We start from the raw sequence: 15,640 nt of genomic DNA, 5'->3' as shown, positions 1-15,640 counted from the left end.
AAGCTGCAAAAATTATTAATGCCTCGATAAAGCGGGCAAAAATAGAAAGTAGTCTGATGTCGCATGATTAGCCTTGCTGCTACTCATGCGGCCCTATCGTCCCTAGTTTGGTTAGGTTGCTGATACTCAAAGACATGATACTGGCTTCGACATTCTCCTGGTTGAAAGGAAACGCTTGGCGTCATTATATTGAGGTAATGCCACTAATAGTGAGGTGATCTCGTTACTCCCGGTCAGCCATAACAAACTGATGTTCTCCAGGGGGTGCAGATTCATCTCTATAGGGTATTTCAGTTCCGTGAGATAACTTTACCAGGTGAGCTTAGCGAGCATGTGCATCTCAAGCCAATAGGCGAACGGCCTAGCTTTCGGAGTATCGCGGCATGAATTTAGTGTTTAAAGACTGATGATGGATAAGGAATAGCAGGGATGACTACGCATATTACTGCCCGATTAGCTTGGCATGCAGACGGCTGGAATGGTCATGTTTGTAAGGATCCAGCGGCTAACACTTTTTGCGCTGGGCCGCATTCTTATCCAGGTGACATGATTGGCGAGCGGCGCATATTGACCTATGAGCAACAGGTCTGTGGGCAGGCATGTAGCAAGCTAGGCAAGGATGTACCCCCATGCATGTACAGTGTAAATGCGTTCGGACAGGAGTCCATGCACGCCTTTGCCGATACTCCGGAGTTCTTCCGTAAGGCTGACAAAAGCCCTGATGGTGAACGCCGAGAATGGGAGATGCCGCCTGCCAGTTGCAGCATTTGGCCTTACGAGGAAGTGTACAAAGATGAAGTTAAGCTGCCACATGGTGGCTATGATCCAGTAAAGCGATTGGCTGCGGTACAAGCATTTTTCTCCAAGGTGGAGGTCGATCGTAGTTTGGTTTTTTACTATACCAGCTACGGTAATCCTTTTAGTGAGGAGGATAACAAGTGCTATGTGCTAGTTGGTGTCTCGCGGGTGAAGGCGTTAGGAGAGGAACTGCATTACGAAGGGTGCAGCCAGGAAACCATTGATCGATTTGGGGGCTTTGTATGGCAGCGGGTGGTGTCGAGTCACTACCCCGATCAGGGTTTTCGGATCCCTTATCACCGCTACATGGATAGACCGGAGGTCCTGGAACAGATTCTTGCAGTGCCGGCAAACCCACGAGTCTGTAAGTACGCAGCAAGGCATGTATCTGACGATGACGCCCTCATTCTGGTTGAGCAACTACTTGGAGTTGCTTGCCGTCTGCGCGAACTGGGTGACGATAGTGAAAACTGGGATAGCCGGATCAGCTGGCTGCAATCAGTGATTGCCGAGCTTTGGAAGGGGCGGGGGCTATATCCTGGGTTGCCGGCAGTGCTTGATGTCATCGGCTTTCAGGCCGCCATTCCTGGCTTCGTCAAGGCACAAGCCGAGGAGGCCATCGCAATCAAGGATGCTGTTTATGCCTTTCTAGATGGTACTTCCGAGACGCCTGAAGGGCTTGGCCTTAGCGGCGATGAAGCCCGTAAAGTCAAGCGAAAGTGGCAGCTAAGGACCGATGAGGAGCGAGCACTCTGTCGAGATCTACTACCCAGGTTCGGTTTGGATGGCACTCAGGTAAAGCGCTTGCTTGGAGAGGACCGAGCGACTTATGGCCTGCCTGCCAATTTGAGCGAGATCATCGATAACCCCTACATCCTTTGTGAGTCATTTATCGGCGATGGACCAGATGACACCATTGGCATCAGCAAGATCGAGCACGGAATTTTTCCATCCCCTGATATCGCGCCGGCATTCTTGTATGAGGTGGATGACTGGAGGCGTCTGCGTGCTTTCACGGTCGGTCAGTTGCTCATCAAGTCGACGCAAACATTCCTCGAGCTCACTCAGGTCTTGCATGACGTCAATCATGCACTGAGTTTCGTGCCTGAGTGGAAGAGACACCAGTTTACAGAGCGCTACTACGAGGTCGATAAGGAGTACATGCTTGGTGCTCTTGAGTTCCGGGAGCACGAAGGGCAACGCTACGTTTACCTGCGCTCAGCCTGGGAGGATGAGCAACTGGTTTCCAAGAGCCTGCGTGAGCTCAACAAGCGGGCCGATATCAGTTTTAAGGTCCCTCTTACTGAGGCGCATTGGGGCGATTATCTTCGCGATGACAGCAGCATCCTGAGCCGTATGGACTCCGGACAGTACCTGGAAGCGATTGATGGCCAGATTGCGGTCTGTCAGCAGATTTTTGTCAGGCCATTATGTGTGCTGGCCGGCTCTGCTGGGACCGGGAAAACAACCGTCATTCGCTCATTGATTCATGCTGTTGAAAGGGTCCACGGCAGTGGCGCATCTTTTCAGCTTTTGGCGCCAACAGGTAAGGCGGCAGATCGCATCCGTGAGAAAACAGGTAAGACTGCCTCAACCATCCACTCATTTCTGGCTCAGCGTGGCTGGTTGAATGACAACCTGACCTTCAAGCGGCAGGGAGGTATGCGAGAGGAGGGTATCGAGACTTACATCGTCGATGAATCCTCCATGCTGGATCTTACGCTGGTCGCCGCGTTATTCCGAGCCATCAATTGGAATTCGGTGAGGCGACTCATTCTGGTCGGTGATCCAAACCAACTGCCACCAATAGGTCGCGGCAAGGTGTTTGCGGATTTGATCGATTGGCTGGGTAAGGACTATCCCGAGTGCCTAGGGACTCTGCGCACCAATGTGCGGCAAATGGAAAACCGTCTCCAGAAGACGGGCACCGGAATTATTGACCTAGCCTCGATGTTCATTCTGCGTAACAGTTGTGGCGAGGAGGAGCACCAGAAGGCCAATGCCGAGCAGATACTTGCCCGGGTTCAAGAGGGAGGGAAGGTCGACGAGGATTTGCGGGTTATCTATTGGAGCGGCCAGCAGGATCTCGAGAAAAAGCTGGTGTCTAGTCTGCAATCAGATATGCAGGCTGATACGGGCCTGACGCTGAACAACGAGAGGCCATATGAGCTATGGCGAGCAGCTTTCAGGGATAAGGAAGGGGTAGATCGGCCTGAGCGCTCCCAGGTTATCTCGCCGTATCGCGGCGAATTTTTCGGTACTGATCATCTCAACGGGCTGCTTCAGGTCGCCAGTAAGGGGCGGCGGCCGGACCCGCATCGGTTGATTGATGGGGTCGCGCTGTTCGATAAGGTCATGCAAATCCGAAATCGTTCGCGCTCCAAGCCTCTTTGGGCTTGGGATACCAATGGGCGATTAAACAAACCAGTAGAGGTTTTCAACGGGGAGCTCGGGTTTGTCAAAGCTCATGCGTTAGATGGCAAAAGTGCGTTTGGTCCCTGGTTCCGAATAAAGCATTTTCAAGTCATTTTTTCCCGCAAGGAGAGCTTCTGGATTGGCTATGGGCGTTCTCTGGGAAAAACACCCGATGGAAAGTGGATTGGGGATGAGAAGGTGGAGGATAACCTGGAGCTTGCCTACGCCATTTCGGTGCACAAATCGCAAGGTAGCGAGTTTGAGCGTGTTTACTTCGTGCTACCTAAGAGTAAGCAGGCACTGCTTTCGCCTGAGTTGCTTTACACCGGCCTGACGCGTGCTAAGAAGCACTGCACTCTGCTAATCGAAGAAGACCTTTCCCCACTGCTCACTCTGCGTCGCCCTGAAGCATCGCATTTGGCAGTTATCAATTCCTCACTGTTTGACATGAGGCCTGTTTCGCAACTGCTTAGCAGAAAGCGTGACTGGTATGAGGAGGGCAAGATTCATCGGACGCTTGCCCAGTTCATGGTTCGATCGAAGTCAGAGGTCATCATCGCGAACATGCTGTTCGAGCGTGAAATTCCCTTCGAGTACGAACAGCCTCTATACGCTAAGGATGGGACGTTCTATCTGCCCGACTTCCTAGTTCATTGCCAGGGAGAGACATTCATCTGGGAGCACTGGGGAATGTTGAACGACGAAGGCTACCGCAACCATCGGGAAACTAAGCTTGAGTGGTATGAAAAGCATTTTCCTGGCCAGCTTGTTGAAACATTTGAAGGAGCAGACCTGAGCATTGAAGCGGATCGGTTGATTCGGAAAATTCAGGGAGCTCAGGAGTGAACATGCTGAATCCTGGTGACAAGGTCAGACTGAAAGTCAACCCGGCGCGGGTCGGTATTTTAGGTAACGAAACCGATGGCCCTACACACCGACAGCGGGTGTTGGTTACGTTTCTCGATGGCAGCGAGGATTTCGTTCTGCCATCGACGCTCGAAAAAGTAGAGAACAAGCCTTTGCGCCCCTACGAGTGTATTGAGCGGGGGCGGTTCAGTGGTGAGGATGACCTGCGGGCGGCGATTACCTTTCACCGCCTGAGCGGCAAGCTGGCCAACCTGATCTACAGCCTCAACACCACCAATACCCAGTTTTTGGCGTATCAGTTCAAGCCGGTGTTGCAGTTTCTCGATTCGCCCTGCAACGGCATTCTGATTGCGGATGAAGTGGGCCTGGGTAAAACCATTGAGGCAGGTTTGATCTGGACTGAGTTGCGCGCGCGATTGGATGCGAAGCGATTGTTGATCGTTTGCCCGGCAATGTTGCGGGAAAAGTGGCGTGACGAGCTGGCTAACCGTTTTGGCGTGCAGGCGGAGATGGTTGATGCGGGAGATTTACTGAAGAAGCTTCAAACAGTGCGGGAGCGACCACAGGATGGCTTCGCGGTAATCGCCAGCATGCAAGGGTTGCGCCCACCTCGTGGCTTCAATTCACCGGATCGAGTCAGTCAGCGCTCCGTTGCCAAATTGGCCAGGTTTCTCGAAGATGCAGAGGTGGACGAGCCGCTGCTGGATATGGTCGTGGTCGATGAGGCGCACTATCTGCGCAACAAAGGTACTCAGACCAACCTGTTGGGGCGATTACTTCGCCCGGTTGCCTCAAATCTGGTCATGCTTTCGGCCACACCGATCCAACTACGCAGTTCGGACTTATTCAATCTGCTTAATCTGATTGATGAAGATGCCTTCCCCTACGAGGAGAGCTTTCGCTACAGCCTTGAGGCTAATGCCCCTATCGTAAGGTTGCGTGATCGCGTGTTGGCTGGGCCGATAACCCGAGCGGATTTCATCGAAGGACTGGATGAGGCGCTTGATGCGCGTTTTTTTGAGGATAACGAACAGATCACCTACCTGCGGGAGCATGCCCCTAGCAACAAGCGGTTGGCCGATCCCAAAGGGCGGGCAGAGCTGGCCGACCAGTTAGATCGAATCAACCCGCTCAGTAAAGTGGTGACCCGTACCTTGAAACGGGATGTGCACGAAGGACGAGTAGTACGTGCGCCATACGCGATTCGCGCAACCATGAGTGGTAGTGAGTCGGTTTTTTACGAGCAGGTCACCGAGGCGATTCGCGGGTATTGCGTCACGCATGCTGTATCCACTGGCTTCATGCTGACTATTCCACAGCGACAGATGTCCAGCTGCATGGCGGCAGCCTGTCGAGCCTGGCAGAAAAAACATGCTGCTCTGGAGCAGGACGAACTTGAGGAGACCTTGTACGACTTACAGGGTGATCTACTAGAAGAAGAGGGGCCGCAGCCTGACGATATAGGGTCGCTGCTCTCGGCGTTGGTGGACATAGCCCGAGAGGTGGGCGATTACGAAACGCTGAGGCGCAACGATAGCAAGTACGCTGAGCTGCTGAAGAACCTGCGCAGCTACTGGGCTGACAATCCAGGCAAGAAGGTCGTCTTATTTGCTTTCTACCGGCAGACTCTGGCCTACCTTGCCGAACGTTTGCGTGAAGATGGCTATGTCTCTGTATTAGTCCAGGGAGGCATGGATAAACAGGAGGCTTTGACGCGTTTTCGCGAACCTCAGGGTCCCAGCATTTTGTTGTCTTCCGAAGTGGCTTCAGAGGGGGTCGACTTACAGTTCTCCAGCTTGGTCATCAACTACGACTTACCTTGGAACCCGATGCGCATTGAGCAGCGAATAGGTCGAATTGACCGTATCGGCCAGGAAGCTGAGCGGATCATGATCTGGAATTTTATGTATGCCGACACCATCGACGAGCGAGTCTATGATCGCCTGCTGGATAGACTGGATATCTTCACGCGCGCATTGGGAAGTATGGAGGGGATTCTCGGGGAGCAGATTCGGGAGCTTACTCAAGATCTGCTTACCCATAAGCTGACTCCGGAGGAGGAGAGTCAGCGCATCAACCAGGCCAGCCTTGCGATTGAGAACACCAATCGGCAGCAAGAGGAGCTCGAGGCTCAGGCGACTCAGTTGATTGCGCATAGCGACTTTATCCAGAACAAGGTTCGGGCTGCCAAGGAGTTGGGCCGGTACATCCGGGGGGAGGATTTACTCAGCTATGCACGCGATTTTCTGACCGAGCACTACCCCGGCTCGCGCCTTGTGCCGACAGATCGAGTCCCGATGGAGTATGACCTTGAGCTTTCGGTGCAGGCCCGAGTCGAGTTCGCTGAGTTCGTAGACCTGTATCGTCTGCAGGGGCGAAGCCAACTGTTGAGTCAACGTGCTAAACCGTTGTTCTTCGAGAACCGCCAGGGAAATCCCTCAAATGTATTCGAGCGAGTAACGCAGGATCATCCACTGATTCGATTTGTCACCGAGCGTCTGCGCCAGGCAGGCAAAAGCACGGCAAAGTTCCCGGTTTCAGCGATCGATCTTGCAGCCTTTGAGGTGCATGGTTTTGAGCCTGGGGTGTATGTTTTTGGCGTTTACCGCTGGACCGTTTCCGGTACCCGCGATATCGAACGATTGGAATATGTTGTTCGGCCTTTTCAGGGTGACTGTTTTGTCGACGGGGAACAGGCAGAGCACCTCGTTAACACGGCAGCACTCTGTGGGTGTCAGTGGTTGAGTGTCGCCAATGAGTTGGACACCGAAACTGCAGCTGCTTATTTCGATGCGTGCCGTGACCAGCTGGATGAGCGTTTTGATGACTTTCAAAGCGCCCAAGGCCGGGAGGATCGTGATCGGCTAAAGATGATGAAAAAGGCCCTTCAATCACATTTGGACAAGCAGGTAGAGCGACTCATAGCGACAATTCAATCGCACCGCTCTTCCGGTGAGGAACGACGCATGCGCATGATTCCTGCAGCCGAGGGGAAATTGAAAAAATTGCGCAACAGGATTCAAGAGCGCATTGCTGAGCTTGAGCTGAAGAGTGGCGGAAGCTCTGACAAAAATTTCGTGACAGGTGGTGTCATTCGGCTGCTTTGAGCGCAAGGGACTGACATATGCGCGTGACATTAGAAGAAAAATTCAAAGAGGCCTTCGCCAAGATAGGGCAAGAATTGCCTGCTAGACCTTTAACAACTCAATCGTCGGGGCGTAAGCCTGAGCGTGATGGGCGACACCAGCAGGCAGAAAACAAACTCTCGCGAGTTCAGGCACCGGCCGAAGTATTAACAGAACAGGCGCCCACGCCCCGACCAGGAGCTGCAGGGAAAAAGAAAAAGGTAGCGAAGACTAGGCCGCCTCTGTCGTCAAAGCGACCCAATGCAGCAGCTAAGCATATGAGCATTGACCTGAGTGTTTACCGCCAAGGCGTCAATCCTCGAGAGACCAGAACAGTCGGGACCAGCCCTGATTCCCATTATGAAATATCACTTAGTGCTGATTCTGCACCGTGCTGGAGTCACTCTGATGGATCGAGCGCACTGGAGTTGTTGAAACTTGAGCTAACGGGGCAACAGGTTCAGCCGACACCGAAGGAGGGAATTACTGCTCAGGAGGATCGAGTTTTGGTCCTCGGCCTGGATTTCGGTAGCTCCAGTGTGAAGGCGGTTATCGGTGACAGCGCTTTGGAAAAAGCATTTGCTGTGCCATTTCGCAATGCTCCTGGATTGTCGAGCTTTTTGCTGCCGTGCCGGGTTTACAAAGAAGGAGAAGCGTTTTCGCTTGAGGCTGGGGGGCGAGCATTGGCTGATCTCAAGTTGGCTTTCCTTGCCCACCCCTCGGTCGCTACGTACCAGCGGCGAGTTGTGGCGTTTCTTGCTCTAGTCATTCGAAGAGCGCGTGCCTGGCTATTTAGCGAAAAGGAAGCAGTTTACCGCTCGAGCAATATTGTCTGGCGAATGGCATTGGGATTCCCTACGGCCAACCACTTGGATCCTGAACAAACGAAGGGATATAGGCTATTGGGTACGGCGGCCTGGATACTGGCCGGTCGCTCAGAAGAAAAGATTGAGGACGTTGGGGTTACCGCTGCCATATGCCGTGCAGAGGCGCTTGATGCGGGTGAGCTCCCGTCCGATCAGGAAGATGTTGAGCTTTCAGTCGTCCCAGAAATCGCTGCGCAGATTTATGGCTATGTCGCATCGGAGCGGTTTGATCACAAGGCTGCCAACAACTTCATGATGGTGGACGTAGGCGCGGGGACTGTAGATGCTTCGCTTTTTCATGTTAAGCGAGGGCGCGGTAAATGGGACTTTGAGTTTTATACCGCGACAGTTGAGCCACTTGGCGCGGTCAACCTGCATCGAAATCGTCTGGACTGGTGGGCTCGTGCCATTGAGGAGCGCGCATCCAATCGCGAAGATCTTTTGGAGGCTATTACAGCTGCAAGAAAGGTGACAGATGTCGAGGAAGGCATACCTGAACAGCTTGAAGCTTATTTCTCTGCAGCTAAGGTCCAGTTTTCCGATCCTCGTCAACATTCAGATCGGCAGTTTTACGGGAAGGTGTTTACGCAAGTGGGGCATGAGACCTACTGGAAGGCCTCACGAGGCCACCTGACGCGGCAGCAGCTGACAGACCTCCCTGTTTATCTCTGCGGGGGAGGGAGTCGTATGCCGTTCTACGGTCAGTTGAGAGAGACGTTGAACAACCATCCCAGCCTGTACGAGTGGATGAGAGTGAAAGTTAGGCCGCTGACGTTGCCCAAGCGGCTTGAGGCTCCTGGGCTTGCGAGAAACGATTTCGACCGTTTGTCAGTGGCTTACGGCTTGAGCTTCCTTAATCTAGGGAAGGTTTTGAAATCGGTACCTAAGTCAGTGATTCCGGTTACCGTTTCAGACAGCTGGCGAGATAACTATATCGATAAGTAGGGAATATGGCACCGCTCATGTCTTGGCATTTCGGTATCGGAAAGAAGCGGTCTACTGAGCTCCAGCAGGCGGCTTGGGGCTGATTGAAAGAATCCACTCCAGCTTCTCGCCTAACACGCGCCAGGCCTCGGTTTTCTCTTTGGCGTAGTCGTGGTGCAGGTAATGCCGACGTACCTTGGAGCCACCCAACAGGTGGTTCTGACAACGGTCGATGATTTCCAGAGTCACGCCGAGCTCCTGCATCATGGTCGCGCCCGTGCGGCGCAGATCATGTGGGGTCCATTCACCTTTGGTTCCCTTGCTCAGTACCAGTGAGTCGTCGTGATGCCGGCCGGACAGAGGCTTGCTGCGGTTCTTGAATCGGCACTGCCGGTCTCCGATGAGCTTGCTGACAGTCTTGGTGTCGACGTGGCTTTGGCCGTCCTTGCTGGGGAAGCAGAACGGTGTATTGCCGGTCTCTTTCTGCAGCCGCTGGAACTGCGCGATGGAAAACGCTGACAGGAACACATGGTGATCCTGGCGCTTGCCTTTATGACCTTTGGTGGCTTCGGCTGGGATGAACCAGGTTCCTTTCTCCAGGTTCACGTAGCGCCACTCGGCCCTAAGCAGTTCACCGATACGGCAGAGGGTGCTCAGGCAGATCCACAGAGCGCACTGGACTCGCGTGTTGACCGGGCGAATGCCTGAATACTTATGGCCAGCAGGAAGCTCTTCGTAGTCTTTCTCCAGGCGTTCGAGGATGTCACGCAGTTCTCGAATCTCTTCAGGAGAGAGCAGTCGGTCCCGCTGTTCTTCGTAGTCATGGTCGAGCAGCTTATTAACGTCAATCAGGTCGGCAGGATTACCGTCAGCCATCAGGCCACGCCATGGCTTGCGTTTCTCGGCCCAGCGCAGCATCTGACCGATATCCTTGCTGCGGATTACGACGGTACGATTCAGACCGCGAGATTTTACTGATCGCAGGACGCCGAGCAGATCTTTCTCGGTCAGGTTGCGCAGCGGCTTCTTGCCAATCAGCGGCAGGACGTCCTTCTTGAAACTGCGGATCAGCTCGGCATTGCCGTCCTGGCGGGAGACGCCGTCACGTATCCACTCATCAAACAGGTCGGACACCGTCTTATTTTCTGCGGCTTGCCGTTCGGCCTCTGCGATGGTCGCAGCGATTGCGGCTTGAGCTTCGATCCTTGCTGCTTTTCGGGCTGCGGTTGGATCAACCCCTTTCGATGCTGTGGCTTTTACCTCATCACGCTCGGCGCGAATCTGAGCCAGAGACTTTTTTGGCCAGCTACCCAGGCGGTGGTCGCGTTTGACCCCGTCCAGTTTGAACTCATAGCGAAACAGGACTGTGACTCCGCGAATGCCGGCGCGGACTTTGGCGACCAGGCCGCCGTCCTCGCGAAGTGTCTTGCCATCGTCGGCTGCGGTTAGTGCCTCCAACTGTTTCGCTGTCAGCTTTGCCACTCTCTACCCCTTGCTTCATTCGGTTGGCTTCGAATTTTGCCCCACTTTTGCCCCACCGAATTTCATGGCTGGTGGTGGATGCTATTGGACACCATTGGATGCAAGATTAGCCTGTAAGTCGCGTATTTACTAGGTATATGCCTGTCCAGCAGTGTCCGATAGGATCTATGGGAATCCACTAAATAAGCGCATGGGGTGCAAGGGGTAGAGTGTTCGAATCACTCCGTCCCGACCAAAAAACCCTAAAAAATCCAGTCACTTAGCGGTGGCTGGATTTTTTTATGGGTGATGGTTCTTAAGCTGGTTGCATCTAGGGGTAAACAAAGGGGTAAACGCGAGTGCCTACAGGTGGATTTTTGCGGCATAGGGGGGGGGGGTGAAAGCCAGGCCTTCGAGCTGAACACCGGCGCGAACCGTTTTTGAATTTCTATTACTAAACTCACGGGTTTAGTTATCTAGCTAAAATGAATGACGAACGATGCGGAATTTCCGCATCCCGGGGAGTTCGCCATCATGGCCCGCCACACAGCCCACCGCGACCGCTCAGATTCTCCGCAGCGCAAATCCAACATGCTTGCAATGATGCAAGGCGGTCTGGCGTTGCCTGCTGGCTGTACCTTAGCTAACGACGAGGAGCGGGCACTATGGGGCATGTATACGCAAGCCCGTGCGCCGGATGACTGGCGAGAGTCCGACTTACCGAGCGTGCACAAAATCGTGAAACTAGAAATGCTGATACGGGCAGAAAGTCAGTTGCTGTATGAGGAGGGCACTGTATTGCTCGGAGCGACTGGCAGAATGGTGAAAAACCCACGCTTGGCCGCCCTAGTGTCGTTACAGCAATTGCAGCTGCACTTAGCGCGAGCACTAAAAATCCATGTCGTTGACAATCCATCAAGCATGGCTAGCCGTGCGCGTGATGCGAAACAGCTTTTCGCGGCCTCAGACCCATTATGCGAGCTTTTGAATGGACGGTAGTTTAGCCAGTGCAGGTAAACAGCTACTAAGGGCTGTTCCTGGCCAGTTCCTGCTCGCCACCAAAGACTGCGCCCGGCCGATGGTATTGAAAAAGTCCCGCTGCAATTTCGGCCCGCGAAGTTGCGCGGCTGGCGTTGAGATCGAGCCAATGCCGCCCCTGAACTATTCAGAAGGGTTTATTCACAGTGAGGCTTCGACACAATAGGGGCTGAGCAAGGAGGCATGGGTGGTAGTTCAAGGATAGTCGTTGGTAGGCCATAGAATTAAAGTGCAGTACATTTGCATCACACCAAGCTACGGACCACGTTATGAAACGTTTGAAGGACGAAACCCTGTCAATCCGAACTTCGGCTGAGATCAAACAACTGCTACGCAAGGCGGCAGAGCGGGAACATCGATCTGCCGCCTCGATGATTGAAGTTCTGATCCTGGACTACGCCCAGCAGCACAATTTGCAGCCAGATCAAGCCGGCCACACAACCACGCAGAGGAAAGCCTGAATGGCTGCCGCCAAGGAAGCGCAAGCACGTATCAAAATCAACAAGCTGCTAGAGGCGGCCGGCTGGCGCTTCCTCGATGAAGGCAAAAGCAAGGCCAATATCGCGCTGGAACCCAACGTTAAACTCGACCATACCCAGATCGACGAGCTGGGTGAAAACTTCGAATCCACCAAGAACGGCTTCGTTGATTTTCTGCTGCTCGATGACAAGGGCTTCCCACTGGTAGTGCTTGAAGCCAAGTCCGAGGGCAAGAGCCCTCTAGTCGGCAAGGAGCAGGCCCGCAAGTACGCCAAGTCGCTCAACTGCCGCTTCGTGATCCTATCGAACGGCAACCTGCACTACTTCTGGGATCTACAGCAAGGCAATCCGCATATCATCACGGCCTATCCGACACCGGATTCGCTCAAGAGCTACCAAAAATTCGAGCCAGACCAGCGCCGCCTGATAGTGGAGCCTTTGGGTCGGGATTACATCGTCCAAACCCAGATGCCCGGCTACGAAAAAGAAGCAGGGTGGCTGAGTGCGGATGAGCGGCCTACTTTCATCGCCAAGAATAAGCTCCGCTTCCTGCGCGATTACCAAAAAAAGGCACTAAATGCGATCCAGGATGCGGTAGCCGATAACCAGACGCGCTTCCTGTTCGAGATGGCCACTGGCACGGGCAAGACGCTGACCTCTGCTGCAGTCATCAAGCTGTTTCTGCGCACTGGCAACGCTCGCCGGGTTCTCTTCCTCGTGGATCGTCTTGAGCTTGAAGACCAGGCAGCCAAAGCCTTTAAGGACTACTTGAGGAACGACTACAGCACGGCCATCTACAAGGAGCGCAAAGACGATTGGCGCAAAGCTGAAATCGTGGTCACCACGGTGCAGTCCCTGCTGTTCAACAACAAGTACAAGCGGCTCTTCTCGCCTACCGATTTCGATTTGGTGATTTCCGATGAAGCTCACCGCTCCATCGGCGGCAATGCCCGCGCGGTATTCGAGTACTTCGTAGGCTACAAACTTGGCCTAACCGCGACACCGCGCGACTACCTGAAGAGCTTTGATGCCAGCAAGCCCAGCACACGTGATCCGCGTGAACAGGAACGCCGCCTACTGCTGGACACCTATCGCACCTTCGGCTGCGAGTCCGGCCAACCAACCTTCCGTTACTCGCTACTGGACGGGGTCAAGGATGGTTTCCTGATTAACCCCGTAGTAGTCGATGCCCGCACCGACATCACTACCAGACTGCTCTCCGAGCAGGGTTACGCCGTCATGGCACCTGTCAGTGACGAGGGTGAGCAAGAACAGAGCTTCGTCTCCAAGGATTTTGAAAAGAAGTTCTTCTCCGAAGCCACCAACCGCGTGTTCTGCGAGACACTTATCAAGAATGGCCTGCGTGATCCGGTGACGAATGAATTCGGCAAAGGCCTGGTGTTCGCGGTCAGCCAAACTCATGCGGCCAAGCTGACGCAACTCTTGAACGAGACCGCCGACAAGTTGTGGCCTGGCAAATACCAGTCGGACTTCGCCGTGCAGGTCACCTCCAGCGTGACTGACGCGCAGCAGTACACCATCAATTTCACCAACAACAAGCTGTTGGGATCAGCCAATTTCAACGAGCTCTACAAGACCAGCAAGGCGCGTATCTGCGTCACGGTCGGCATGATGACCACGGGCTACGACTGCCCAGACATTCTCAACCTGGCACTGATGCGTCCGGTCTACTCACCGTCCGATTTCGTGCAGATTAAGGGGCGCGGCACTCGCAAACACGACTTCCTCGAACAGCTCTTTGATGACGACCTCAAACCACTCATCGCCGAGCCAGTAAAGAAGCGCTTCAAGTTCTTCGATTTCTTCGCAAACTGCGAATACTTCGAAGAGAAGTTCGACTACGACGAGGTGCTCAAGCTACCCCCTCGCACGGGTGAAGACACCGGGGGTGGTGAGCCACCGCTACCGCCCAGCGGCCTCTACGAGCACACGGGTGCCGATACCCTCCATCAAGTCGCCGAGCAGTCTATTGGCTACGAGGGCATGAAGATCGACCGCATGTTCTTCGAGAAATTCGAGGATCAGGTCAAGGCCGATGTGGCCTTGCAGCAGCAGGTCGAAAACGAGCAATGGGGGCAGGCCATCGACTACGTGGTTGCCCATCTGTTCGACAAGCCCAACGAGTACTTCAATCTCGACAAATTGCGCCGTGCTGCCGGAGTGGATCGTCGCCTGAGTCTCAAAGAAATCCTGCAGAAGATTTTCGGCCTGATTCCCTATTTCAAGAGCAAAGATGAGTTGCTGGAGGATGAGTTTCAGGAGTTCCTGCTCGCCAACCAAAGCCGACTATCTGAAGACCAGGGTAGTGCGGTGCTGGCCATGAAGTACTTCTTCAAGGCGTACGCCTCTGATGCTGCGCTGCGCGCCATCATCGACGACAAGCGCTTCACCGAACTAAACGTCAATCCGGCCTTCGGCATTGGCGACCTGAAATCCGTGCCACCCGAATGGCGCGAAGGCATCCCGGAGTACGTCAAAGACTACGTACCCCTGAACCAATTCATGTAATTACTGAGCAGACCGACCACTATGCTGGACACCGATACCAAGCGCCGCATCGACTCCTGTCGCGACATCCTCGTCGGCAAGGTGCCCGATCCGAAGAGCCAGGTCGAGCAGATCACCATTGCGCTGATCTACAAGTTCATGGACGACATGGACGCACAATCGGAAGAGTTCGGCGGCAAGCGCAGCTTCTTCGCCAATAGCTTCGAGAAGTACAGCTGGAGCAAGCTGTTAGCTCCAAGTATGGGAGGCCAAGACACACTGAACCTCTACTCCGAGGCCATCGGCAAAATGACCGAGAACACGCACCTACCTGTGTTGTTCCGCGACATTTTCAAGAACGCCTATCTGCCCTACCGTGACCCGGAAACGTTGAAGGCCTTTCTGAAGGAGATCGATGGGTTCTCCTACGATCACTCCGAGCGCCTAGGCGACGCGTTCGAGTACCTACTATCGGTGTTGGGTAGCCAAGGCGATGCCGGCCAGTTCCGTACACCGCGCCACATCATCGATTTCACCGTGCGCGTGATCAATCCGCAGAAGCACGAGCGCATCCTCGATCCAGCCTGCGGAACGGCCGGCTTCCTCATCTCGGCATGGAAGTACATCCAGGAGCGCAACAAAAAGACGCGCCCCGGCGACCTGCTCACGCCGGGCGAACGTAACAAGCTGGCGGCCAACATTCACGGTTATGACATCTCGCCGGACATGGTGCGCCTGTCGCTGGTCAACCTTTACCTGCACGGCTTCACAGACCCACATGTGGATGAGTACGACACACTGACCTCCGAGGACAAGTGGAACGAACACTTCGACGTGATCCTGGCCAACCCGCCGTTCATGTCGCCCAAGGGCGGCATCAAGCCGCACAAGCGCTTTTCCATCCAGGCCAAACGTTCGGAAGTGCTGTTCGTTGACTACATCCACGAGCACCTTAGTCCCAATGGCCGCGCCGGCATCATCGTGCCGGAAGGGATCATTTTCCAGAGTGGCACCGCTTATAACGCCCTGCGCAAGCTGCTGGTGCAGAACTCATTGGTGGCCGTGGTCTCGCTACCGGCGGGCGTGTTCCAGCCCTATAGCGGCGTTAAGACTTCGATCCTGATACTCGACAAGCGCCTAGCCAAAACAGTCCGATAAG

At 54.2% G+C, this 15,640-nt stretch carries 8 protein-coding genes and 1 pseudogene; 8 read left to right on the top strand and 1 reads right to left on the bottom strand.

Features of this window, described 5'->3' with window-relative positions:
* Positions 1 to 666 precede the first annotated feature (666 nt).
* The 3 genes from IB229_RS00225 to IB229_RS00215 are packed head-to-tail and all read left to right on the top strand — an operon-like array spanning position 667 to position 9,016.
* Positions 667 to 4,059: an AAA family ATPase gene (locus IB229_RS00225; RefSeq protein WP_225578879.1), complete on the top strand. Its 3,393-nt coding sequence runs from the start codon at positions 667 to 669 to the stop codon at positions 4,057 to 4,059.
* Between the two features lie 2 nt (positions 4,060 to 4,061).
* Entirely contained in the window at positions 4,062 to 7,187 is a 3,126-nt protein-coding gene (locus IB229_RS00220) for an SNF2-related protein (protein ID WP_225578966.1), read from the top strand.
* Positions 7,188 to 7,204: 17 nt separating this feature from the next.
* Positions 7,205 to 9,016, top strand: a complete 1,812-nt coding sequence (locus IB229_RS00215) for a hypothetical protein (RefSeq protein WP_192323769.1) — start codon at positions 7,205 to 7,207, stop codon at positions 9,014 to 9,016.
* A gap of 51 nt (positions 9,017 to 9,067) precedes the next feature.
* Here the strand turns inward: IB229_RS00215 and IB229_RS00210 are convergent, their stop codons facing one another.
* Entirely contained in the window at positions 9,068 to 10,477 is a 1,410-nt protein-coding gene (locus IB229_RS00210; RefSeq protein WP_192323767.1) for a tyrosine-type recombinase/integrase, read from the bottom strand.
* 513 nt (positions 10,478 to 10,990) lie between these two features.
* Between IB229_RS00210 and IB229_RS00205 the strand changes: the two genes are divergently transcribed.
* The 5 genes and pseudogenes from IB229_RS00205 (at position 10,991) to IB229_RS21790 (ending at position 15,639) form a co-directional block, all read left to right on the top strand.
* Positions 10,991 to 11,455, top strand: a complete 465-nt coding sequence (locus IB229_RS00205; protein WP_192323765.1) for a hypothetical protein — start codon at positions 10,991 to 10,993, stop codon at positions 11,453 to 11,455.
* A gap of 308 nt (positions 11,456 to 11,763) precedes the next feature.
* Positions 11,764 to 11,955 carry a hypothetical protein gene (locus IB229_RS00200; protein WP_192323763.1) on the top strand — a complete coding sequence of 64 codons (192 nt, stop codon included), beginning with the start codon at positions 11,764 to 11,766 and terminating at the stop codon, positions 11,953 to 11,955.
* Positions 11,956 to 12,309, top strand: a pseudogene (locus IB229_RS22140) (type I restriction endonuclease); the annotation flags it as partial.
* A gap of 132 nt (positions 12,310 to 12,441) precedes the next feature.
* Positions 12,442 to 14,502: a DEAD/DEAH box helicase family protein gene (locus tag IB229_RS00195; protein ID WP_412547779.1), complete on the top strand. Its 2,061-nt coding sequence runs from the start codon at positions 12,442 to 12,444 to the stop codon at positions 14,500 to 14,502.
* A gap of 21 nt (positions 14,503 to 14,523) precedes the next feature.
* Positions 14,524 to 15,639: a class I SAM-dependent DNA methyltransferase gene (locus IB229_RS21790; protein ID WP_225578878.1), complete on the top strand. Its 1,116-nt coding sequence runs from the start codon at positions 14,524 to 14,526 to the stop codon at positions 15,637 to 15,639.
* The last annotated feature ends 1 nt before the right edge of the window (position 15,640 follow it).

Source organism: Pseudomonas sp. PDM14 (genome assembly GCF_014851905.1).
Classification (GTDB): Bacteria; Pseudomonadota; Gammaproteobacteria; order Pseudomonadales; family Pseudomonadaceae; genus Aquipseudomonas.
This window is presented reverse-complemented; position numbering and strand designations above follow the sequence as displayed.

Excerpts from the sequence above, each read along its gene's own strand:
- IB229_RS00225 (WP_225578879.1), top strand. The coding sequence starts at position 667 with ATGCACGCCTTTGCCGATACTCCGGAGTTCTTCCGTAAGGCTGACAAA.
- IB229_RS00220 (WP_225578966.1), top strand. The coding sequence starts at position 4,062 with ATGCTGAATCCTGGTGACAAGGTCAGACTGAAAGTCAACCCGGCGCGG.
- IB229_RS00215 (WP_192323769.1), top strand. The coding sequence starts at position 7,205 with ATGCGCGTGACATTAGAAGAAAAATTCAAAGAGGCCTTCGCCAAGATA.
- IB229_RS00205 (WP_192323765.1), top strand. The coding sequence starts at position 10,991 with ATGGCCCGCCACACAGCCCACCGCGACCGCTCAGATTCTCCGCAGCGC.
- IB229_RS00200 (WP_192323763.1), top strand. The coding sequence starts at position 11,764 with ATGAAACGTTTGAAGGACGAAACCCTGTCAATCCGAACTTCGGCTGAG.
- IB229_RS00195 (WP_412547779.1), top strand. The coding sequence starts at position 12,442 with ATGCCCGGCTACGAAAAAGAAGCAGGGTGGCTGAGTGCGGATGAGCGG.
- IB229_RS21790 (WP_225578878.1), top strand. The coding sequence starts at position 14,524 with ATGCTGGACACCGATACCAAGCGCCGCATCGACTCCTGTCGCGACATC.